This is a genomic window from Bradyrhizobium betae (genome assembly GCF_004123905.1).
Taxonomy (GTDB): domain Bacteria; phylum Pseudomonadota; class Alphaproteobacteria; order Rhizobiales; family Xanthobacteraceae; genus Bradyrhizobium; species Bradyrhizobium betae_A.
Genome location: NZ_MZXW01000021.1, coordinates 77,589 through 97,957 on the forward strand (window position 1 = coordinate 77,589; position 20,369 = coordinate 97,957).

General features: G+C 62.2%; 14 protein-coding genes and 1 pseudogene. 9 read left to right on the forward strand and 6 right to left on the reverse strand.

The window, feature by feature from the left end; genetic code table 11:
• Window positions 1–10: 10 nt before the first annotated feature.
• Window positions 11–793, forward strand: coding sequence for a class II aldolase/adducin family protein (locus tag B5V03_RS18605; protein ID WP_129271859.1), 783 nt, complete (start codon window positions 11–13; stop codon window positions 791–793).
• Here the strand turns inward: B5V03_RS18605 and B5V03_RS18610 are convergent.
• The gene (locus B5V03_RS18610) at window positions 790–2,142 is read right to left on the reverse strand and encodes an FAD/NAD(P)-binding protein (protein ID WP_129271860.1); all 1,353 of its coding nucleotides are present in this window, start codon (window positions 2,140–2,142) and stop codon (window positions 790–792) included. The genes B5V03_RS18605 and B5V03_RS18610 overlap by 4 nt on opposite strands.
• Window positions 2,143–2,299: 157 nt before the next feature.
• Window positions 2,300–3,313 carry a LysR family transcriptional regulator gene (locus tag B5V03_RS18615; RefSeq protein ID WP_245502263.1) on the reverse strand — a complete coding sequence of 338 codons (1,014 nt, stop codon included), beginning with the start codon at window positions 3,311–3,313 and terminating at the stop codon, window positions 2,300–2,302.
• Here B5V03_RS18615 and B5V03_RS18620 point away from each other — a divergent pair.
• Window positions 3,301–4,179: a hypothetical protein gene (locus B5V03_RS18620; protein ID WP_245502264.1), complete on the forward strand. Its 879-nt coding sequence runs from the start codon at window positions 3,301–3,303 to the stop codon at window positions 4,177–4,179. The two genes, B5V03_RS18615 and B5V03_RS18620, sit on opposite strands and share 13 nt — an antisense overlap.
• A 40-nt stretch (window positions 4,180–4,219) precedes the next feature.
• Complete coding sequence (locus B5V03_RS18625; protein ID WP_129271861.1) at window positions 4,220–5,233, forward strand: DUF2891 domain-containing protein; 1,014 nt, start codon at window positions 4,220–4,222, stop codon at window positions 5,231–5,233.
• A 21-nt stretch (window positions 5,234–5,254) separates the two neighbouring features.
• On the opposite strand, the gene B5V03_RS18630 is transcribed toward B5V03_RS18625, so the two are convergent.
• Genes B5V03_RS18630 through B5V03_RS18645 form a run of 4 tightly spaced genes read right to left on the reverse strand, consistent with a single transcriptional unit; the run spans window position 5,255 to window position 10,501 of the window.
• Window positions 5,255–6,976 (reverse strand): ABC transporter ATP-binding protein, encoded by a 1,722-nt coding sequence (locus tag B5V03_RS18630; RefSeq protein WP_129271862.1) that lies wholly within the window; start codon window positions 6,974–6,976, stop codon window positions 5,255–5,257.
• Window positions 6,955–7,803 carry an ABC transporter permease gene (locus B5V03_RS18635; protein ID WP_129271863.1) on the reverse strand — a complete coding sequence of 283 codons (849 nt, stop codon included), beginning with the start codon at window positions 7,801–7,803 and terminating at the stop codon, window positions 6,955–6,957. The genes B5V03_RS18630 and B5V03_RS18635 overlap by 22 nt, the downstream gene beginning before the upstream one ends.
• Entirely contained in the window at window positions 7,800–8,810 is a 1,011-nt protein-coding gene (locus B5V03_RS18640; protein ID WP_129271864.1) for an ABC transporter permease, read from the reverse strand. The genes B5V03_RS18635 and B5V03_RS18640 overlap by 4 nt, the downstream gene beginning before the upstream one ends.
• A gap of 38 nt (window positions 8,811–8,848) precedes the next feature.
• A complete protein-coding gene (locus tag B5V03_RS18645) occupies window positions 8,849–10,501 on the reverse strand; it encodes an ABC transporter substrate-binding protein (RefSeq protein WP_129271865.1) in 1,653 nt (550 codons plus the stop codon).
• A 568-nt stretch (window positions 10,502–11,069) separates the two neighbouring features.
• Here B5V03_RS18645 and B5V03_RS18650 point away from each other — a divergent pair.
• The 6 genes and pseudogenes from B5V03_RS18650 to B5V03_RS18680 all read left to right on the forward strand — a co-directional run bounded on the left by B5V03_RS18650 (window position 11,070) and on the right by B5V03_RS18680 (window position 20,320).
• Window positions 11,070–12,584 (forward strand): metallophosphoesterase, encoded by a 1,515-nt coding sequence (locus tag B5V03_RS18650; protein ID WP_164988113.1) that lies wholly within the window; start codon window positions 11,070–11,072, stop codon window positions 12,582–12,584.
• A gap of 65 nt (window positions 12,585–12,649) precedes the next feature.
• Window positions 12,650–14,581: an effector-associated domain EAD1-containing protein gene (locus B5V03_RS18655; protein WP_129271867.1), complete on the forward strand. Its 1,932-nt coding sequence runs from the start codon at window positions 12,650–12,652 to the stop codon at window positions 14,579–14,581.
• Window positions 14,578–16,587: a pentapeptide repeat-containing protein gene (locus tag B5V03_RS18660; protein WP_129271868.1), complete on the forward strand. Its 2,010-nt coding sequence runs from the start codon at window positions 14,578–14,580 to the stop codon at window positions 16,585–16,587. The genes B5V03_RS18655 and B5V03_RS18660 overlap by 4 nt, the downstream gene beginning before the upstream one ends.
• Before the next feature lie 678 nt (window positions 16,588–17,265).
• Window positions 17,266–17,445: pseudogene (locus B5V03_RS42915) on the forward strand (CoA transferase); the annotation flags it as partial.
• 155 nt (window positions 17,446–17,600) lie between these two features.
• On the forward strand, window positions 17,601–18,656 hold the full coding sequence (locus B5V03_RS18675) for a LacI family DNA-binding transcriptional regulator (RefSeq protein ID WP_245502266.1): 1,056 nt from the start codon (window positions 17,601–17,603) through the stop codon (window positions 18,654–18,656).
• A 305-nt stretch (window positions 18,657–18,961) separates the two neighbouring features.
• Window positions 18,962–20,320 carry an ABC transporter substrate-binding protein gene (locus B5V03_RS18680; RefSeq protein ID WP_129271870.1) on the forward strand — a complete coding sequence of 453 codons (1,359 nt, stop codon included), beginning with the start codon at window positions 18,962–18,964 and terminating at the stop codon, window positions 20,318–20,320.
• Window positions 20,321–20,369 lie beyond the last annotated feature (49 nt).

Genomic DNA, 20,369 nt, shown 5'->3' on the forward strand with positions numbered 1-20,369 from the left:
AGCCGCAACAATGAACAAGGTCGTCGAGAAGCCCAAAAAGTATTCCCTGGTCGAGCGCACACCGGCCGCGACGTTCGAGGAGGAGCGGCTGCACCGCAAGCAGCGGCTTGCTGCGACGTTCCGGCTGTTTTCGCGCTACGGCTTCGATCAGGGTCTCGCGGGCCATGTCACCGTGCGCGACCCGGAGTTTTCCGAACGGTTCTGGATCAACCCGCTGTCGAAGCATTTCAGCCAGATCAAGGTCTCAGATCTTCAGCTCGTCGATCACGACGGCAACATCCTCATTGGCGACAAGCCGATCAACCAGGCCGGCTTCGTCATTCACTCGGCGATCCACGCGGCGCATCCGGAGGTGATTGCGGCCGCACATACCCATTCGACTTATGGCAAGGCCTGGTCCGCGCTGGGACGCCTGCTCGATCCGCTGACGCAGGATTCCTGCGCTTTCTACGAGGATCACGTGCTGTTCGATCCCTTCTCCGGTGTCGTGCTGGAGGCGGAGGAGGGCCGCAAGATCGCGCAGGCGCTGGGATCGAAGAAGGCCGCCATCTTGCAGAACCACGGCCTGCTCACGGTCGGACCGACCATCGAGGCGGCGGCGTGGTGGTACATCGCGATGGACAATGCCGCGCGCGCCCAGTTGCTTGCTGAAGCCGCCGGTACGCCAAAGCCGATTCCGCATGAGGTCGCCAGCCTGACTTCGCGGCAAGTCGGCACGCACAAGGGCGGCTATTTCAGCTTCCAGCCGCTGTGGGACTGGATCACCGCAGCCGAGCCGGATTTGTTTAACTAGGAATCACGGCCCCGGAGGCGCGTAGCCAGCTCCGCACATTGCTGCCGGATGTCCGGAACGGCGATGATCTCCCAGAACGCCGCCCGCGTGAGCGGTCCGACCGCGTACAGGCGGCGAGAGGGAGATCCATTGCGATTGACGATCGCGCAGTCGGGCGTGACGTCGATGCCGATCCGCAGCGGATCGATGCGGGCACGGCCCTCGTCGAGCAGGCTGCGCACGGCCGGGTTGGTGCTGGCGCCGGGATCGCGGACGATACCGGTGCAGTCGATGATGGCTCCGACCTGCAGTTCGGACGTCTCGGCTTGGCCGCGCCGCCGATAGCGAACGAGAGCACCGCCAGCGTCCGGCGTGACGGTGGCGAGCTTGCCGGCGATGACCGTCAGCCGCCCCACCGCAAGGGCCTCTCCGATGCGGGCCTCGACCTCCGGCGCGGTGCGGTGGCGATGGACATCCCACCAGGCGCGGGCGTGTTCCAGGAAACGGCGCCTGGAGCTCAACGGCAGCTCCTGCCAGAGCCGCTGGGTGAAAGGCCTGATCGCATCGATGGCGCCGCGCCAATCGCCGCCCGCGGCGACGTGCAACTCGATGCGGCGGCGAAACCAGCGCAGCAGGGGCCCGATCTCGGCGCCGAACGGAATCTCGCTCTCGGCAAAGCGCATCGGATCGACGCGCCGATGCGCTCTCGGCAGCAGGCCGCGCCGCGACATCGCGACGATCCGCCCCTGATGTCCGTAGCGGAGCAGCGACAGCACATAGTCCACCATCGAGAGACCGGTGCCGAGGATGAGCACGGTGGCGTTCGTGTCGATACCGGCATCGGCCGGTGAGGCCCAGGGCTCGGCATGGCCAGCCAGCAGCGGGGCCGCGGCGTCATGGCCGGTCGCGAGAATGGCCGTGCTCCCGGTGATGCATGTTCCGTCTGCAAGGGTGACTGCGACGTCGGACGGATTTTCGCGGATGGCCGCGCATTCGCCGCGCACGACGGTCAGGCCTTGTGTCCCATCGCGCGATCTCAGCGGCGCGATCAGATCGGCGAGATAGTCCCCGTAGGCATGCCGTGGAACGAAGCAATAGGGATCCGGACACAACGGTCCGGCGGGCTGCGCGCACAGCCAGTTCCAGAAATGCTCGGGATCGTCGGGCAGCGCGCTCATATTCGTCACGCGCACATTGAGGAGATGTTCGGGATTGCCTGCATGATAGGCAAGTCCGCGTCCGATCTCGGGCCTCTTCTCGATCAAGGTCACGCGGAGATCGGATGGATTGGTCTTCAGCAGCTGAAAGGCGAGAAGAACGCCGCTAGCGCCTCCGCCGATGACGATCGCGTGCCGCCCCTCCGGACCCATCGTGCCGCCCCCGTTCTGATCGCTCAGCCAACGTCGCAGGATAGGGGAAGTTCTAGCGCTCAAATGCGTTGATAGTCAGACAAGTGCAATATTCTATTCTTCATCAGATCAAGAGTGATGACGCTCCGTCGAATCGACATCTGCTGGAACGATCTTGTCAAAATTCCTTGCAAATACGACTGACCAATTCGATGAACCAGCGCAGCGCCGGATCGGCCATGGCGCGGCGGGTATGGAGCAGGTCGATATTGAACGCTTCGACATCGTAGGGAACCGGAATGACGGATACGCCGGCGGCGGTCGCGAAGCGGCGCGCGATGCGCTCCGCCATGGTCGCAATCAGATCGGTTCCAGCGACTGCAAACGGCACCGCGACGACATGGGCGAGCGTGATCGCGGTTCTGCGTTTGCGTCCATGCCGGCTCAGCATCGTGTCGATTGCGCCGGGCAGCCCGTCACCGCCGGCGGATGAGAACAGCACATGCGGAAGACGCGCGTAGTCGTCCTTCGTGAGCTGTTTCCCTTTGGCGCGCCTGGCGTCGCGAATGCAGACGAACTTCTCCGAAAACAGCGTGTATCGGGTGATGCGCTGGGAAGCGGGAAGGTGGCCGCCGATCAATACGTCGACATCGCCGCGCTCGAGGCTCACGACACTCGCGGTCGGATCAATGATGGGACGCACCAGGAGATCGATCCCCGGAGCCTCCCGTCGTAGCGCCTCGACCAGTAGCGGCACCACGACGAGGTCGCCATAATCGGTCGCGGCAATCGACAGGCGGCGGCTGACTGTCGCCGGATTGAATGCTGATGTGGGCGCGAGCACACCCCTGATCTGTGCCAGTGCGTCGCTGATCGGCTGGGCCAGCGCCAGCGCCTTGGCCGTCGGTTGCATGCCGGAGGCCGAGCGCACGAAAAGCTCATCGCCAAACAGCGCGCGCAGCCGCGTCAACACGCTGCTCATCGATGGTTGCGCCAGGCCGATGCGCTCTCCGGCGCGGGTCACATGGCGTTCCTCCATCAGGGCCTCGAAGGCCACCAGGAGGTTGAGGTCGATGGAAGCTAAATTCATTTGAGCAATGATAGATATGATAATAATCGATTTCAAGAATGGTGCCAGGTGTGGTCCTTTGGCGAGGACGACATGACTGGATCGGGCGTATGCGACCCTCACTTCTGCGCCTCATCCCGCGCGGACCGACATTGTTGGCGCTCGGAGTCCTGATGGGGCTCGCGTTTCCCGTTCTCGCGGATCTGGCGCGACCTCTGATGCCGGCCACGATCTTCTTGATCGTTCTCGGAACGCTGTTGCGGATCGATAGCCAGGCTATCATTGCCACGCTGCGGCGGCCGTCGCTGTCCGTGCTGCTTCCCGCGATCGTCATGGTGGCCTGTCCGCTGCTGATCGGTGTTGCCGGACGCGCCTTGAACCTCGGTCCGGAGATTGCACTTGCGGCTGTGCTTGCCGTCTCGGCGCCGCCGTCGAGCGGAACGGCGGCGGTGGCACGCATGCTCGGGCTCGACGGCGCGGTGCCGCTCGTGGTGACGGTGTTGTCGATGGTGCTGGCGCCGGTCACCGTGCCGCTGCTTGCGGGCTGGTTCGGAGGACTGGAGATCAGCGCGCTCGAGCTTGCGCTGCGTCTGACGCTGCTGATCGGCAGCGCCGAGGGCGTGGCGTTCCTGGTCCGGCGGCATGCGGCCTCGATGCTGGCGGCCCATGGCGAGGTGGTCGACGGGATCGTTGTCACGGCGCTCCTCGTCTTTGCCGTTGCGACCATGGCCGGTATCCGCGCGCAGATCGCCGCCGATCTGCAAGCCGCTACGCTGTGCCTCGGGCTCGCCTTTGCCTGCAATATCGCCCTTCAAGCGGCGGGTGCCGCGCTGCTGCCGGGCAATTTGGGCCAGCGCCTGACCGTCGGCCTTATCCTCGGCAATCGCAATGTGGGCCTGGTCTGGTCGGCGCTGGGCGCTGCCGCCTCGCCGCGCATGGCCCTATACTTCGCCGCGACGCAATTTCCGATCTACCTCTGCCGCGCCTGATCGAGACCTTGATCAGCCGTAACACTAAAGAGGCCAAGCCGTGACCACTTCCCATCTCACCCTCGACTATGCCCAGCATTTCGCACGCATCGCGCTCGGCCATGTCGGGCGTGAATATCCCAACAACGTGGACCACGCGCTGGCTCAGCCGGCGGATGCCCGCACGCCGAGCGAGCTGCACCCGATTTTCTACGGCAGCTATGATTGGCACTCCTGCGTCCACAGCTACTGGATGCTGGCGCGACTGCTGCGCCGCTATCCGAATTTTGCGGCGGCCTCCGACATCCGCACGCTGTTCGACACGCAGTTCGTTGCCGACAAGGTCGATGCCGAACGTGCTTATTTCGCTCATCCGACTGCACGTGGCTTCAAACGGCCCTATGGCTGGGCCTGGCTGTTGAAGCTCGCGACCGAGTTGGCGTTGCAATCCGACGACCGTTGGGGCCGCAATCTCACGCCGCTGACTGAGGTCATCGTGCAACGCTTTCGCGACTTCCTGCCGCGTGCGACATATCCCGTACGCGTCGGCACGCATTTCAATACGGCATTCGGTTTGCGAATGGCGGCGGACTACGCCGGCCTCACAGGGGATGAAGAGCTTGGCAGGCTGCTTCGCGAGACTGGTCAGCGTTGGTATGGCGAGGACAGCGACTGCCCGGCCTGGGGTGAGCCCAGCGGCGATGATTTCCAGTCGTCGGCCCTGATCGAGGCCGAGTGCATGCGGCGGCTGTTGCCTCAGGACGCGTTCCTGCCCTGGTTCGATCGGTTCCTGCCGCGGCTCGTCGAAGAGCAGCCGGCAACGCTGTTCAAGCCCGCGACGGTCACGGATCGCACGGACGGCAAGATCGCCCATCTCGACGGGCTTAATCTCAGCCGGGCCTGGTGCTGGCGCTCGCTCGGTGACGCCTTGCCGGCGAACGACGAACGGCGCGCCATTGCTCACGAAGCCGCGCGCGAGCACCTGGCCGCGGGCCTTCCGCATATCGCCGAGCATTATATGGGCGAGCACTGGCTTGCGAGTTTTGCCGTGCTTGCCCTTGATAACGACAACTGAGCAGGCGAGCGCCGTTTGCGGTTATTCCGCAGCGGCCATCAGCCGGGGACGCGCGTGCGGCGGGTTTGCAGGGTCGGCGACTCCTGATGGGATCGAGGCCAGCAGCGACTTCGTATAGGGCTGCTGCGGATTGTCGAAGATGTCGGCGGCGGTCCCATGCTCGACGATGCGTCCACGGTGCATCACCGAGACGGTGTGGGCGAGCTGGCGCACCAGCGCGAGGTCGTGCGAGACGAACACATAGGTCAGGCCCAGACTGGCCTGTAGCGTGAGCAATACTTCGACGATGCCGGCCTGGACGCTGACGTCTAGTGCGGAGGTGGGCTCGTCGAGCACGATCACATCAGGCTTGAGGACCAACGACCGTGCGATGGCGACGCGTTGGCGCTGGCCGCCTGACAAGGCCGCCGGCTTGCGGGAGAGCAGGTGCTCGCCGAGCCCGACATCGGCTAGAGCCTCGCGAACCCGCGCGTCGCGCTCCCTACGTGTTCCGATCTTGAACCGGTCGAGCGGCTCGCGCACCAGCTGCTCGACTGTCCAGGTCGGATCGAGCGAGGTGAACGGGTTCTGGTAGACCAGCTGAAGATGACGCCACGCCGAGCGCAGTGCCTCGGGCGAGCGCCCGGTGATCTGCTCGCCTGCGACCGAGATGGTCCCGATGTCGGGTTGCTCGAGCCCAAGCAGCAGCCGGACCGCCGTCGTCTTGCCCGAGCCGGACTCGCCGACCAGCGCGTGCGTGGTGCCGGCAGGAACGGTGAACGACAAATCGCTGGTAGCCGTCAGCGTCGTGCCGTCGACGGTGAAGGTCTTCGTGACGGCGCTGACCTCGATCTTTGGTGTCGCAGCGTCGCCGGTCTTGAGGGTTCGGAAGCCCACGTCGCGCAGCGCGGCGTAGCGGTCAGGATTGAGGGCCGGAACGTCGGCGCGCAGCTTTCTCGCGTAGGCCGACGCCGGCGAGGAGAAGACGGCAGCGGTTCGGCCGGCCTCCTGGATGACGCCGTCCTTGAGCACCACGAGCGAGTTCGCGCGTTCGGCCGCGATCGCAAGATCGTGCGTAATGAGCAGCAGACTGATCTTGAGATCGTGCTGCAGCCGCGTGAGCAGGTCGAGGATGCGTTTCTGAATCGTGACGTCGAGCGCGGAGGTCGGCTCGTCGGCAACCAGCAGTGCCGGCCGCGGCAGGATCGCGAGGCCGATCAGCACACGTTGGAGCATGCCCCCAGACAGCTGGTGCGGATAGGAGTCGTAGACTCTCTGAGGATTGTCGAGCCCGACCTCGGCGAACGTCTCCAGGATGAGCCGCTTGCGGATCGCCCTGCCGGGCTCGTCGAGCAGTGCGGCCGCCTCCTGTGCCTGTGCTCCGATCGTTCGGACCGGGTTGAGGGAGTTGGCGGGATCCTGCGGGACGAAGCCAATGGCTCGCCCCCGCAGCGGACGGAAGCCGCGCTCGGACATCCCCAGCACGTCCTGACCCTCGAAGGCAACACGGCCGGTGGCGCGCCCGCCGCTGGGGAGCAGCCGCAGAACTGCGCGAGCGATCGTCGACTTGCCCGAGCCGGACTCCCCGATGAGGGCGAGGCTCTCTCCGCGGCCGAGTTCAAACCCGACATTGGTCACGACCTCGTGCGGCCCGTAGGAGACCGACAGACCGTCGACCCGGAGCAGCGGAAGCGGGCGCAGCGGAGTCGGGGCGTTGATCTCGGCGTGGGTGAGAGTGGCGGTCAATCTGTCTTGCGCAGCCATCGGCTGATCCTGTTCACGGAGAGGACGGTCGCGATCGTGACGAACGCGGGCGCGTATACCAGCCACGGCCATTTGAGGTAGTCCTTGCCGATCGAGATCAGCAGGCCCCAGTCGGAAGCGGGCGGCGGATCGCCATAGCCGAGAAAGGCGAGGCTCGCGATCACCAGGATCGACAGGCCGAACTGCAGCACGGCGAGCGGGAGCACCGAGCGCGATGCATTCGGCAGCACGTGCCGCAGCAGGATGTGCCAGCGCGAGCCGCCCATCAGGAATGCCGCCTCGACGAAGATTGCCTGCCGGGTCTTGATCACTTCCGAACGCATCACCCGCGCAAACACGGCCACCGCCGAGACGCCGGTCGCGATGGCGGCGTTCGTCGTGTCGAAACCGATCGCGGTGACGACGATGACTGCCAGCAGGAAGTTCGGGATCGCCAGCAGCACGTCGACCAGGCGAGCGAGCACGATATCGACCCAGCCGCCGAGGAAACCTGCGAGCAGGCCGATCAGGCCGCCGGCAACAGTGGCGATGACGACGGCGATGAGCGCGCTCGCCACCGAGGACGCGGTGCCGTAGACGACGCGGGTATAGAGGTCTCGGCCGAGGTGATCGGTGCCGAACCAGTGTGCGGCGCTGGGACTGAGCAGTTTCTCGGCGGGAACACCGGCGATCGGGCTATGATTCGTGAACAGGCCCGGCGCCAGCGACCAGGCAATCACGATCGCGATGACCGCGAAGGAAAGCGCGACGGTCGGCGGCACGCGAAAAGCTGTCAGTCGGCCGATCGCGGTGACGCGCGAGGCAGAGGAGAAGGAGGCGAGAGTCATGATGTCACCGCCGCGGTTGTTGCAGTGGCGCTATCGTCCGTGGTGGTCGGGCGGCGCCCGCGGCCGCCGATCAGCTTCACGCGCGGGTCGAGCAGCGGGTAGATGAGGTCGGCGATCAAATTGACGAGCACGAACACGACGGCCGCAAGCGAGACGACTGCTTGCAGCACCGGCAAATCCTGCGTGCTCACCGAGCGCTGCACCAGGCTGCCGATGCCGGTGCGGCCGAACACCGTCTCGGTGATCAGCGAGCCGCCGAGCAACTCGCCGATGGCGAGCGCAATGACGGTGACGACGGGAAGCGAAGACGGCTTGAGAAGATGTTTTGAAAACAGGCGCGTTTGCGTCAGTCCACGGCCGCGCGCGACCGCCGCGTATTCCTGCTCGGCCTCCTTGTCGAGGTTCGCGATCAGCACCTCGGCGATCCGGGCGGAGACGGGGATGCTCAGCGCGACCGCGGCGAAGAAGGTGGCCCAGAAGCTGTCGGGCGCGATCACGCGGAACAGGCCAAGCTGGAAGCCGAACACGTGGATCAGCACCAGGCCGATAACGAAATTGGGCACCGACAGGAACAACGACGGGAAGCCGCGCAGCAAACCCTGGCCAAATCGTTTCGGAAGAAATTGCGTACCATAGGCGATCGTTAGCGCCAGCAGCAGCGCGATGGCGAAAGCCGCGGAGGCGAGGATCAGCGTCGAGGGCAGAACCTCTGCGATCAGGGTTGTTACCGGTCGGTTGGACCGCATGGACAGGCCGAGGTCGCCTGTGACGAAGTGGGACAGCGACGTCCAGAGCTGAACCGGGATCGGCTGGTCCAGGCCCTGGGCGGCGATGATTTGCTTGATCTGGTCCTCGGTAAATCCATTCTGCGGGTCACGCAGCACGTTGGTGATAGGATCACCCGGCAGGATGCTGACGACGACAAAAGTGAAGACGTAGGCTAGCAGGATCACGATGAAGGCCTGCGCCAGGCGCTTTGCGGCATAGGCGAGGTAAGCGTTGCTCATGCCGGCTCCCTCGTCGCGCTATTCGCTCGCATGGCGCCTCACTCGCCCTTCGTGGCCGTGTAGTAGCTGGCATAAGCAATGCCGTTGTAGATCTCGCCCCTGAGCCGTGGGGACTGCACGTAGATCCGTTGGACGATCTGCGTGCGCGGGATGAAGTAACCCTGTTCGAGCACGTAGGTCTGCAACTCGTCGAGCAGCGGATTGCGAACGTCGAGAGAGGCAGCGCCGGCGATTTTGTCTCGCAGATCGTTGAGCTTCTTGTCGCTGTCGCCGAGATTGAACCAGTTCTCGCCATTGTTGGCATCGGTGAGGATGCTGGCGACCGTTCCGGCATCGATGAAGCTACGGGTCACCTCGTAGGCCGGCACAGCAGGGCCGCCGAACCTGACCTTCTCGCCGAACGTCACGACATCATAGGTGCGGATAGTGACCTTCCAGCCGATCTTGGCGAGTTGCTGGGCGATGAGTTCGTCGATCGACTTCGCCGTCGCGAGGTAGGGGTTGGAGTGAAGCGTGAGCGACAGCTGCTTGCCGTCCTTGGTGCGGATGCCATTGGCTCCCTTGACCCAGCCCGCTTCGTCGAGAAGCTTTCCGGCTTTGCCTGGGTTGTAGGTCAGGAGGTCGCTGTGGTCGGTCGCACCGGGCACGTTGCTCTGGATGAAGGACGTCGCCAGCTTCCAGTCCGGCGTATAGACGGTGTCGATGATCTCCTTCCGGTCAATCGCGGCCTGGAGCGCCTGGCGCACCCTGACATCGTTATACGGCTCCAGCTTGGTGTTGACCGCAAGCCCGTTGACGAAGCCGAGATAGCGCGGGGTTGCAGTGGTGAACCCCGCCTCCTTGAGCGATTTCAATTCCTGCGGTGAGGGGCTGTAGGCGACATCGGCCTGGCCGGACTGGACGGCGGCGACCCGCAACGATGGTTCGGACACGATCTTGTAGGTGATCGAATCGAGATAGGCCGGGCCTGTGTGCCCGACGGCGGCAGGGCCCCAATTGTAGTCCTTGCGCTTGACCAGCTTGACGAAGTCGCCCTCCTTCCAGGAGGCGACCACATACGGCCCGCTGCCTGATGTCTTGGCCAGATCAGCCTGCTGGGCGGCGGGCTGCGCGATCGTTTTCGGGGAGATGAGGATCGAGCCGTGATAGCCGAGAGTCGGGATAAACCCGAGCGTCGGCGCCTTGAAGACAACCTTCACCGTGGTTGCGTCGACCGCCTCGGCGCGATCGTAAGTTTTCGGGAAGAGGCCAATCGGATTGATGCCCTCGTTACGCCGGCCGGCGTACCAGATGTCGAGATTGGCGACCACGGCCGATGCGTCAAGCGGCGTGCCGTCGGAGAAGGTCACACCCTTCCTGAGGTGCAGGGTGAACTGTGTGGCGTCGTTGCTCTGTTCCCAGCTCTCGGCGATCCAGGGGCTGACCTTGCCGTCAGCATCGACATAGACGAGCTTGTCGGTCACATGGCCCCAGATGTGGCCCTGGAAGCTGGAGATCGCGCTGTTGTTCGGAATCCAGGTGCCGCCAAGCGAGTCGATGAGGAAGATGATGTCGCCGCCGTTCGGGGGAGCGCCTGCGCTTTGAGCGGCAGTAATGTCTGCCAAGGCCAGCAGCGCGGCGGCTCGCAGCGCAAACGTTGTGATCAACAGGCGGCGTCGGGACAGCGAGGGCAAAGAAAAGCGTTCGGCCACGAATAGCTCCTGTCGGTTCTGGACGTGCCAGTCATTTTCCATCGGCAGGAGAAGCGAAATGGAAGGGCTTTGCCATTCCAAATTTTGTTTGAGACGGGCAACAAATGCGCTGGGAAGGGCAGATGAGCGCGACTGCTATTCGCTTTCAAAGCGAGGCGTTCGGTAAGATGCTTACCCTTGCGGCCGACCGCGACCGCGATCCGAGGTGCTTGCTCCACAGAGAACCTGGAGACCAGTGGTCGATGAAGAGGCGCGGCGCCCGGTGATGCGTAAGGCGGTCTCCGTGCGGGTTTTTGTTTGGACACGGCCGGCAAGCTATGAGTTTGCTAGACGGCATTTCGGTCATTTTTTCCAAATGCCCATTGAATTCATTGAACAATCAAGCGGATTTTGATTCCGCCATTCGGAGGTTCGATCCCTCCCGCCCCAGCCAGCGCCGGCCGTCGCTATCCGTCGCATTGGCCGATTTCATCTGATCAGCAGATTCATGGAAGAGGTTGACGACAACTACCTAAGGTCGCACAATCCAGTCTTATTTCCCCTCGGAATGCATGCAGCGAGATTTCGAATGCGCCGAGTTCATATTATTTCCGATCTGCATTTGGGAGGCACGTATCCGGTTCCGCCCGACCCAGGGAAGCGCGGCTTTCGCTTGTGCACCCGTGCCGACCAGATCGTTCGCTTCGTCGAGGACTTGGCACGGGAGATTGCCGCGAAGGGCCCAAGCGAACTCGTTCTGAACGGCGATACGGTCGACTTTCTCGCTGAGCTCGATGGAGAGCAGGCCGACAGCTGGGCGCCCTTCACTGCCGATCCCGGCCAGGCGGTCAGCAAGTTCAAAGCCATTGTCGAGAGGGATCCGGGCGTCTTCGCGGCGCTCAACCGCTTTCTGGATGTGGGAGGTCGACTGACCATTCTCCTCGGCAACCACGACATCGAGCTGAGCCTTCCTCCTGTGCGCGCCGAACTGCGCAAAGCGCTGGGCGTCAAGTCCGGGCACGATTTCGAATTCATCCATGACGGCGAAGCCTATGTGATTGGCGACGCACTGATCGAACATGGCAATCGATACGATGCCTGGAATCAGGTCGACCTCGACGCCTTGCGCCGGGTCCGATCCCTGATGTCCCGCCGGCAGGAAGTGCCCAAGCAGTATCAGTTCGTTCCGCCGCCCGGCAGCCAGATGGTCACGTCGGTCATCAACAAGATCAAGCGTGACTACGCGTTCGTGGACCTGCTCAAGCCGGAAGATTCCGCCGTGGTGCCGATCCTGCTTGCCCTCGAGCCAGGCTATCGAAAGCGGTTTGGCGAGTTGGCGCGCTTTTGGTACTGGACCCGGAGTCATGGGCTCGAGGGTCCCCTTCTTCCGAAGTTCGGCGGCGACATTAAAGCGGACGTCGTCGCGAACAAGAAACCGTTCGGCCAGGACATCAGAGCCACGGTGGCTCCCGGCTCGGGCTCGGCGCAGTCGATGCTTGCGGGCGCGGACAACGACGCCGCGCTGAAGACTGCGATCGGCGAGTCGCTGGACGGCGCGGGAGCGGACTTTCTCCGCCAGCTCGATGGCGATTCCCGGGGCGCGCGGCCGGGAATGGGAACGGATGTCAGCGCCAGTGAAACTTTCGACACTGCGCTGGGATTTTTCAATCTGACCTTCGGCTCGAGTGCCGCCGATAAACGCATGCGGGCGCTGCTGACCGCGATTCGAGGACTGCAGAAGGAAGACAGCTTCGACGAAACCAGGGAGACGGCAAAGGAATATCTGGATGGTGCAAGCGAGCTCGTGAAGGGTGGCTTTCGCTATGTGGTGTTCGGCCATACCCACCAGGCGAAGCGCGTCAGCCTTGACGATGGGCGCTGGTATTTCAATTCGGGCACATGGGCCGACGTGCTGCGCTTTCCGAATGAGATCCTGACGCTGCCGGAGCCCGACGCGCTCAAGCAGCTGGATCGCTTCGTTCAGAAGTTGAAGGCTGGCGACTTCTCGGAATGGACGCTGTTCCGGCCGACCTATGTCCAACTCGACATCGACGATAACGGCAAGGTTGCCGAAGCAAAATTGTGCGCGGCGCCGACGTCATAGACGATCGGGACAGCGAGTTTTTTCAACGTGCGGGCATGTTGTGACACGTATTGCGGGAAGGCGGAATGGATGAAAGCACGCGCGCGGTGATCGCCCAAGTGACCGCGAGGAGTCCAGCGGGCCTGGTGCGTGGAACGGCTTTTCTCGTCGCGCATGACCTTGTGGCGACGGCTCTGCACAACGTCGCCGATCGCAACCAGGAAGAGGCTGTTTTCTTCCAGGACATCAAATTGACGTTTCCCGACCACGAGACCGCGGCCACGCCAGTGAAGGGGGATCGGATTGCCGACTGCATGCTGCTCCGCTGCGAGGTCGCGCCGCCCTCCGAGACACATACGCCGCTGGCGCTACGCGAGCTGCACCGTTCGGGCGGCGAGTGGGAGACCTACGGCTACGCAAACATGCAGCCGGCGGATGGACTGACGGTCAGTGGTGATGTGACCAATCATGCCGGCGAATTGTTCGGCGGGCCGGCGATTCAACTTTACAGCAAACAACTGGCTGGCGGGATCGGCGGCGACGCCCGGGGGCTGTCCGGTGGTCCGGTGCTGATGCGGGACGTCGTGGTTGGTCTGATGCGGTTCGCGTTGGGTGACGAAGATCACACCATTGGCGGTGTCGTCTATGCCTGTCCCGTGAAGTTCTTCGCAGTTCTCGATCCTGTGCTGTCGGTTCAGCAGATGCCGACGGTGCAGACGGTTCTCGACGACGATCGGGTCAAAGAGCTCATACCCATCTACGTAAAGGAGTTCTCCGCCGCGGATAACGCGCTCGGAACGATCGTAAAATACTCACTGGGTCTCGAGCTGGACCAGGTGACCAATCCGGGCCAGCCGTTCGAGACCATCGTCACATATCTTCTGACTTGGGCCAATCAGCAGGGGAGCGGTCCGATGGAAGCGCTCCTGAATGCGACCCTGAGAGCGCGCCCGGCGAATAACGACCTGCGGGAGCTGTGCAAGAGGTACGCGCCGGGCGTGCTGAATCCTCCCGATATTGGCGGAATGATCTACAAGGCCGCGCGAGCGCTTGAGGTGTTGTCGGCCTTGGTCAAGACGAACGCGCCGGCAAACGCGATCGCCTGCAGCTATCGTGGCGACGTGCTGATCATCCTGCAACAGGTTCATGTCGTCGAACAATACAAGGCGCTTCACAACATTCTGCACAATCTCCAGTTCAAGCTGGAGGCGATCGAGCTGGCGCTCAGTTCGCCCGCGACCGATCTCAGGGCCAACTCGGCGCTGGAGCGTTTCGCGGAAGAGATTCACGATTATGCCCAGGATGCCGAGGAGAAGATCCGCGGACTCGATACCGATCAGGTGGAGATGGGCTGGATCAACGCGCTCAAGGCGCGCAGCGATGAAATGCGCGAAGTCGCGGACCCCGCTGCAAGCATGAACGATCGCGGTCAAGTTTACACCACGCTGCGATCGGCGGTTACGACGGCGGCCCCGCAGATCAACCGTTCCTTGGCGGAATCGGCCGGAAAGCTCGGACTTCTCGCCCTGATGACTATGATCGACGAGGTGGTTAGCGTGTCGGACCCGGCCCCGTCGGAAGCGAAAGACCTGGCGAGCGGTGCCGCCGCGGTGGGTACGATTCGCGTTTCCGTTGCGGGCCTGATCAAGGAGCACTTCGCCTGGCAAGCTGTCAGTACCGAAGTCGATGGCGCGATGAATTCGATCCGGCATCAGCCGCAGGGGAAGATCTTTCAGTGGCCTCTTTTCGAGAAACGGCTGCGCGCGCTGTGCGCGATGTATCCGGAAGAGCTCTGGTCGAAACGGTTGCTGGAGCGCCTCGACAAGTGGATCGTGGCAACGCCAAACGCGCGGCCGGATGCGATCGAACGGGAGCAAGGTAAGATCGCGCTGCTCGCCTTTTCCGGCTCTTGCGACGATCGGTTCTATCGTCTCGATGAATCGGTCAAGCTGATGTCGGAGAAGATCGTGCAATTGGCGCCGTCGCTCAATCGCCTGCTTGGAGCATTGACGTCATGATGGCCGCCAATCAGCATCACGAACCATATCTTTCGATGGACGCGCTGCGGCATGCGCACGAGTACCTGTTCGACAATCTGCCGATCAACGAACGCACCGGATCGCTGACTGAATCGGGGGCGAAGCAGATCGAGGAGTTCATCTCTCGCGCGATCGCGACTGGCGCCGTGCTCGATACGCTGGTCGACCGGAGGGAGGCCCAGGGACTGATCGACTATTGGGTCGCCAGCGCATTCACGAAACCCCATCCAGGCAGTTTTGCGCAAGCTGAATCCAATGGTGCCGATTCAGGGGTGGTCACCTCGCAGCGGGATCCGACATACAAGGATCGGCCCGACAATCAGCTCGAACCGTTCGATCCGGCCGTGGTCGACGAGGCCGCCAAACGGGGGGATGATTTCGTTCAGCGGCTATCCACCAAGGAGACTGACCTCGTACGGCGCGTCTTGCTGGGCCTCCTCAATTTTCCGGAACACGATGAGGAGATCAGTTCGAAGCCGACGCGCCGCGAAGAGCTCAATAAGTTCGGCAAGGGAGTCCACGAGCTGCTTGATGGATTGAAGAATGCCGGCATTCTCGTCGAAAGACCTGCGGGGGAGGGCGAGGAGCTCTCGCTCGCCTATCTCGCTTTGACGCGCCGATGGCATTGGCTCGCCAAGGAAATCGACAAGCGCCAGAACCTGAGCGATCTGGCCTTGAGCTGGATCGGCAGCAACCGTTCAAGCGGAGCCCTGCTCGACTGGCGTCTGATCCGTCGGTTCCGCGAATACGGCAATCTCAAGCAATGGGAAACCGATTTCATCAATGCGAGCAGCCGGTGGAATTTCATAAAGCTGGGCGTGGCGGTCACCGCTGCCCTCGTCATCGGTGTAATTGCCCTGGCCAGCTCGTCTGCCTACGAGAAGCTATACGTCCCAATAAAATCCCAGTCGGTCGTGCAGGAAATCGACGACAAGGGAACACCGGATGCAACGAAGGCAGAAGACATACGATGGCTGACGACGTATCACCAGAAACTGGAAGTACAAGGCCTAAGGCTTGTGGAGAAGGCAAGTAAAGATCTGCACGGAATCGCGGCCGCAGGTGCTCAATTCAAGGAGTCGAAACTGAGAAATGTGGTTTTCGACGAAGCCACGCTTGCTTCTGCCTCATTCAGTGGCGCCGTCCTTGACAACATCAGTTTCAAGAAAACAAGACTTTATCAGGCGAACTTCGATGGCGTCTACCTGTGTGGACAAGCGGATTTTTCCGGCGCCGACATCACGGGCGCATCATTCAAGCGTATGAAGTTTCGCGACGACAATGTTCCAATTTTTGCCGATGCGCCATGGTGGCAAGCCAAGGGATGGGGCTTTGATCAAATCATGGCTCTTGAGAAGAAGTATCCTCGGAACGAGATCAGTCAAAACGATAGGCTCAAATCCCTTTTGGCCAAGAACGTTTTCGCCAGGGACGTCTATGAGAAGTCGGGTCTCAATAAGAGTGACAAATCGGAGCGGATGGCTTTTCTCGACAACGAGAAGGCATGGACTCTGGCGACTTACGGACAGATCGCCGATGGACAAGCCGAAGCTGCGGCCCTTGCCGCGATGAATTATTACGAGGAGACCAAAGACAGGGCTGGTCTGGCGAGGTCGGCGGCCGGCACAGCGGATACGCTGGCGTACATCCTCATGCAGAAGCCTGCAAAGGACGACGAGGAAGAGAAGGGCAACTTCACGAAAGCGGCCGCCTTGCTGGAGCGGGCGCTCGCAACTCTCGACGATGCGGAGCTGAACTTCCGTTATGCTGTTGCTTTACACGTCCTGGGGCAGGACGAAAGGGCAAAGGAACAATTGCGAATGGCCATTCCGGAGAAGCTGTACGAGCCCACACATGAGTTGCTTCTTCTCCACAAACATTTCACTGGGCCTTTCAAAGTTGAGGTCATGAATTTGACGGGAAAAACGGACCGCACGACCGAGGGGCTGGATAAACTCTGTAAGACGCTCGACTCCCGCCCCTGAATGAGATGTCGCTTGTCGATCAACCGATGGCGAAGGATATGTTCCTAGAATCGTGTAGGTCGTGGTCGATCAGCGATGCTGCGACGATCTGACCGGACGACATAAAAAATCCAGCAAACAGAGCCTCTTATGGGGAGATCTATGATCTGGGAGTCGAACGGAGGACTGACCTAAGTTTGCGGGTGCGGCGTACTTGTTGTACTGTGCTACTTTAAGACGTAGTTGGTAAGGAGCTTAAAATGACGAGAATTTTAGTCCTGCGTATCATATTGGTTGTGGTGCTTGGATTAGGCGTCGGAACAGCCTTTGTGGCCATGCCAGCCGCTGCCAATTGCGGTTCTTGCCGTTGATGGTTGGCCGTCTCTCTCGCCAGTGATGCTGGCGATTGCCTGGGCCCTTGGCGTGACCAGTCGTTGCGGGGTTGCCGGACGCGAGCGCTCTGTAAATTTGCCTATTAAGTCGGTGCCGAGCGCGGCGCCAGGCTTCGCTACCCTCGTGTTGTTCAAGTCCCATCGCCCATGACGTCTGATCGTGGCCGTACGCATAGTTGCGGTTGTCCACCGCCGGGTTGTGGTTGACCATCGGGCGCATGAACATCGGATGGATCGCCGAGCGCACCTCGTGCTCGACGGTGAAGAGAGACTTGCCGCTGTCGAGATCGACGATGTCGCAGAAGCGGTGCAGCTTGCGACCGCGCTGTCTTTCACAAACGCGACACTGATCGAGCAGGCGGTCATCAACGTCAATCGCGTGCCATCCGGCAATCTCGGCCAGACCGCCGTGCCCGCCGACATCTACCGCACGAGGGGCGACAGGGTGCTGTGCCAGGTCACGGGCCATCCGCTGTTCAAGCGCTGGTGGGATCATCTAGCGGACATGGCCGGCCGTTGATCTGACGTCGGCGCGCAGCTGAGATACGCGCGGTCCTGCGCGCGGAAATTTCCGTTGAGGACTCCGACTGTCGTCAATACCATGGCAAGGCACTGATCAAATCGTATTCAACAATGGCCGGGATGGTAGCTGGTTCAAAGAGAGCGCGCGGAGGAAGCGGCCGCGTCAAGCTCGAGGAGGTCGCCCGCAAGGCCAATGTCTCGACAGCGACCGTCTCGCGCGCGTTCAACGAGCCCGACAAGGTCTCCGAAGAGGTCAGGCAGCGGGTCAAGGACGCCGCCCGCGCGCTGAACTGGATTCCGAATGCGGCCGGTCGTGCGCTGGCCTCAAGCAGGACACATATCGCCGGCGCCATCATTCCGACCCTGGACGACGAAATCTTTGCCCACCAGATCAGCGGCATGCAGACCGTCTTCAGCGAGCGCGGCTTCACGCTGTTCCTGGGCTGCTCGAATTATGATCCGGATGAAGGCTTGAGGCAGGCCGAAGCCATGCTTGCGCGCGGTGTGGAAGCGCTTGCCGTGGTTGGTGAAAATCATCCCCCCGCGCTGTTCGACGCCCTCAACGCGCGCGGCATTCCCTACGTCGTGACCTACTCCTACAACAAGCTGTCACCGCACCCCTGCATCGGCTTTGACAATCGCGCCGCCTTCAGCCGCATCACCGAGCACCTGCTGTCGCTTCGCCATCGCCGGTTTGCGGCGATCTTTCAGCCGGACACCAACAACGATCGCGTCAAGGAAAGGCTTCGCGGCATCAGCGAAGCACTCGCAGCCGCGGGTCTGGAAATTGCGGCGCGGGATCTGATGATGGGGCCCTCGACGCTCGAATTCGGCGCGACAAGTTTTGCAAGATTGATGACGCAGCCGGTTGATGTCCGGCCGACTGCGATTGTTTGCGGCAATGACAATCTGGCCCTCGGTGCGTTGATGGCTGCACGGGAGAGTGGCCTGGATGCGCCGGGTGATTTTTCGATCACCGGCTTCGATGACCTTGCGATTTCGTCGCGCTTGTCTCCTGGGCTCACGACGATGAAGGTCGACAATCAGGAGATCGGCGTGTTGGCCGCCAACGAGCTTCTCGCCGTGATCGCGGGCCGGCAAGAGCGGGCGCAGTCCAGGGAAGTCGTGCCCGATCTGAAGATCCGCGACAGCGCCGGTGAGGCCAGGGTCAGGTGATTCCTGAGATCGCGGTCGTCATGCCCGGGCTTGTCCCGGGCATCCACGTTCTTCGTACCTTGGGCAAAAGGCGTGGATGGCCGGGACAAGCCCGGCCATGACGCCGCGGAAGCTTTAGCGCGCCCAACGCTTACCCCATGTGCGATTTGCCCCGCCAAGGTGGGCTGCTTGACTCTCATTATGTAAGCGCTTACATAAGCCCGTTTTAAAAGCCATGAGAGCAACCGGCGGGCTCCTCGCCGGGATGAAACGGAGAGGAAACGACAATGCGCGATAGAATTTTGTGGTGGGCGAGACACTGCTCGATGGCGGTTTCTCTGCTCCTGCCGGCGATGGGCACGGCGAGCCCCGCAGCCGCCGAGGAGAAGCTCGTCGTCTGGTGGAACAAGGGCTACTACAAGGCCGAGGAAGACGCGCTGCTCGACGTCATCAAGAAGTTCGAGGCCAAGACCGGCGTCAAGGTCGAGCTGTCGCAATATGCGACGCAGGACATGATGCCGAAGCTGGTGGCAGCGCTCGATGCCGGCAGTCCGCCTGACGTGACCTATGCGGACACCTATCATTTCCAGGGGGCCGGCAAATGGGCTTCCGAAGGCAAGCTGGTCGATCTCGGCCCGGTGCTCGCGCCGATCAAGGGCGAGTTCTCCCCGCAGTCGCTTGAAACGGTCATGCTGTACAACGACAAGACCAAGGCGAAGGCCTATTATGCCTTCCCGCTCAAGCAGGCGACGCTGCATCTGCACTATTGGAAGGACATGCTCGAGGAGGGCGGTCTCAAGGAGACCGACATCCCGAAAGACTGGAAGGGGTTCTGGTCGTTCTGGTGCGACAAGGCGCAGCCGGCGCTGCGCAAGGCATCCGGCAAGCGCATCTACGGCATCGGCCATCCCATGGGCGTCGACGCCACCGACAGCTTCATCTCGTTCCTGGTGTTCATGGACGCCTACAACGTCGTGTTGGTTGACGACAACGGCAAGCTCCTGGTCGACGATCCCAAGGTGAAGGCGGGCCTCGTCGCCGCCATGAAGGATTATGTCGAGATCGCCGCGAAGGGCTGCACCCCGCAATCGGCGACGAGCTGGAAGGATCCCGACAACAACGTCGCCTTCCACAACAAGACGACCATCATGACGCACAATTCGACGGTCTCGCTTCCCGGCAAATGGCTGGACGATTCCGGCAACGAGACGCTGACCGCCGAGCAGCGCGACGAGGCCAAGAAGAACTATTACGACCGCATCCGCACCATGGTCTGGCCCAACAAGCCGGATGGCGCGCCGGTCCATACCCGTGCCTCCGTGGTGGTCGGCCTGATCTTCGAGCAGGCCAAGAACAAGGAGCGCGCCAAGGAGTTCGTCTCGTTCCTGCTGCGCGACGAAAACCTGCAGCCCTACATCGAAGGCGCGCTCGGCCGCTGGTTTCCGGTCAAGACCGCGGCGCAGAAGTCCGCCTTCTGGGACGGCGACGTGCATCGCCGTGCGGTGCGCGACCAGTTCTTCGCCGGCGTCGGCGGCTACGAGATGAGCAAGAACTACAAGTTCACCACGCTCAACAACGAGAACGTCTGGATGAAGGCCGTCAACGCCATCGTCACCAATAAGGTGCCGGTCGAGAAGGCTGTCGACGACATGATCGTGCGCATCAAGGAAGTGGCCGGCAACTGACCGCCAGCCCGAGCTGTTACGCTCACGCGTCGTAAGACGCGTGAGCGGC

What these genes read in the sequence shown, in the direction of transcription:
- B5V03_RS18605 (WP_129271859.1), top strand. Translation starts at nt 11, where the DNA reads ATGAACAAGGTCGTCGAGAAGCCCAAAAAGTATTCCCTGGTCGAGCGC.
- B5V03_RS18610 (WP_129271860.1), bottom strand. Translation starts at nt 2,142, where the DNA reads ATGGGTCCGGAGGGGCGGCACGCGATCGTCATCGGCGGAGGCGCTAGC.
- B5V03_RS18620 (WP_245502264.1), top strand. Translation starts at nt 3,301, where the DNA reads ATGCGACCCTCACTTCTGCGCCTCATCCCGCGCGGACCGACATTGTTG.
- B5V03_RS18630 (WP_129271862.1), bottom strand. Translation starts at nt 6,976, where the DNA reads ATGGCTGCGCAAGACAGATTGACCGCCACTCTCACCCACGCCGAGATC.
- B5V03_RS18635 (WP_129271863.1), bottom strand. Translation starts at nt 7,803, where the DNA reads ATGACTCTCGCCTCCTTCTCCTCTGCCTCGCGCGTCACCGCGATCGGC.
- B5V03_RS18640 (WP_129271864.1), bottom strand. Translation starts at nt 8,810, where the DNA reads ATGAGCAACGCTTACCTCGCCTATGCCGCAAAGCGCCTGGCGCAGGCC.
- B5V03_RS18650 (WP_164988113.1), top strand. Translation starts at nt 11,070, where the DNA reads ATGCGCCGAGTTCATATTATTTCCGATCTGCATTTGGGAGGCACGTAT.
- B5V03_RS18655 (WP_129271867.1), top strand. Translation starts at nt 12,650, where the DNA reads ATGGATGAAAGCACGCGCGCGGTGATCGCCCAAGTGACCGCGAGGAGT.
- B5V03_RS18660 (WP_129271868.1), top strand. Translation starts at nt 14,578, where the DNA reads ATGATGGCCGCCAATCAGCATCACGAACCATATCTTTCGATGGACGCG.
- B5V03_RS18675 (WP_245502266.1), top strand. Translation starts at nt 17,601, where the DNA reads ATGGTAGCTGGTTCAAAGAGAGCGCGCGGAGGAAGCGGCCGCGTCAAG.
- B5V03_RS18680 (WP_129271870.1), top strand. Translation starts at nt 18,962, where the DNA reads ATGGCGGTTTCTCTGCTCCTGCCGGCGATGGGCACGGCGAGCCCCGCA.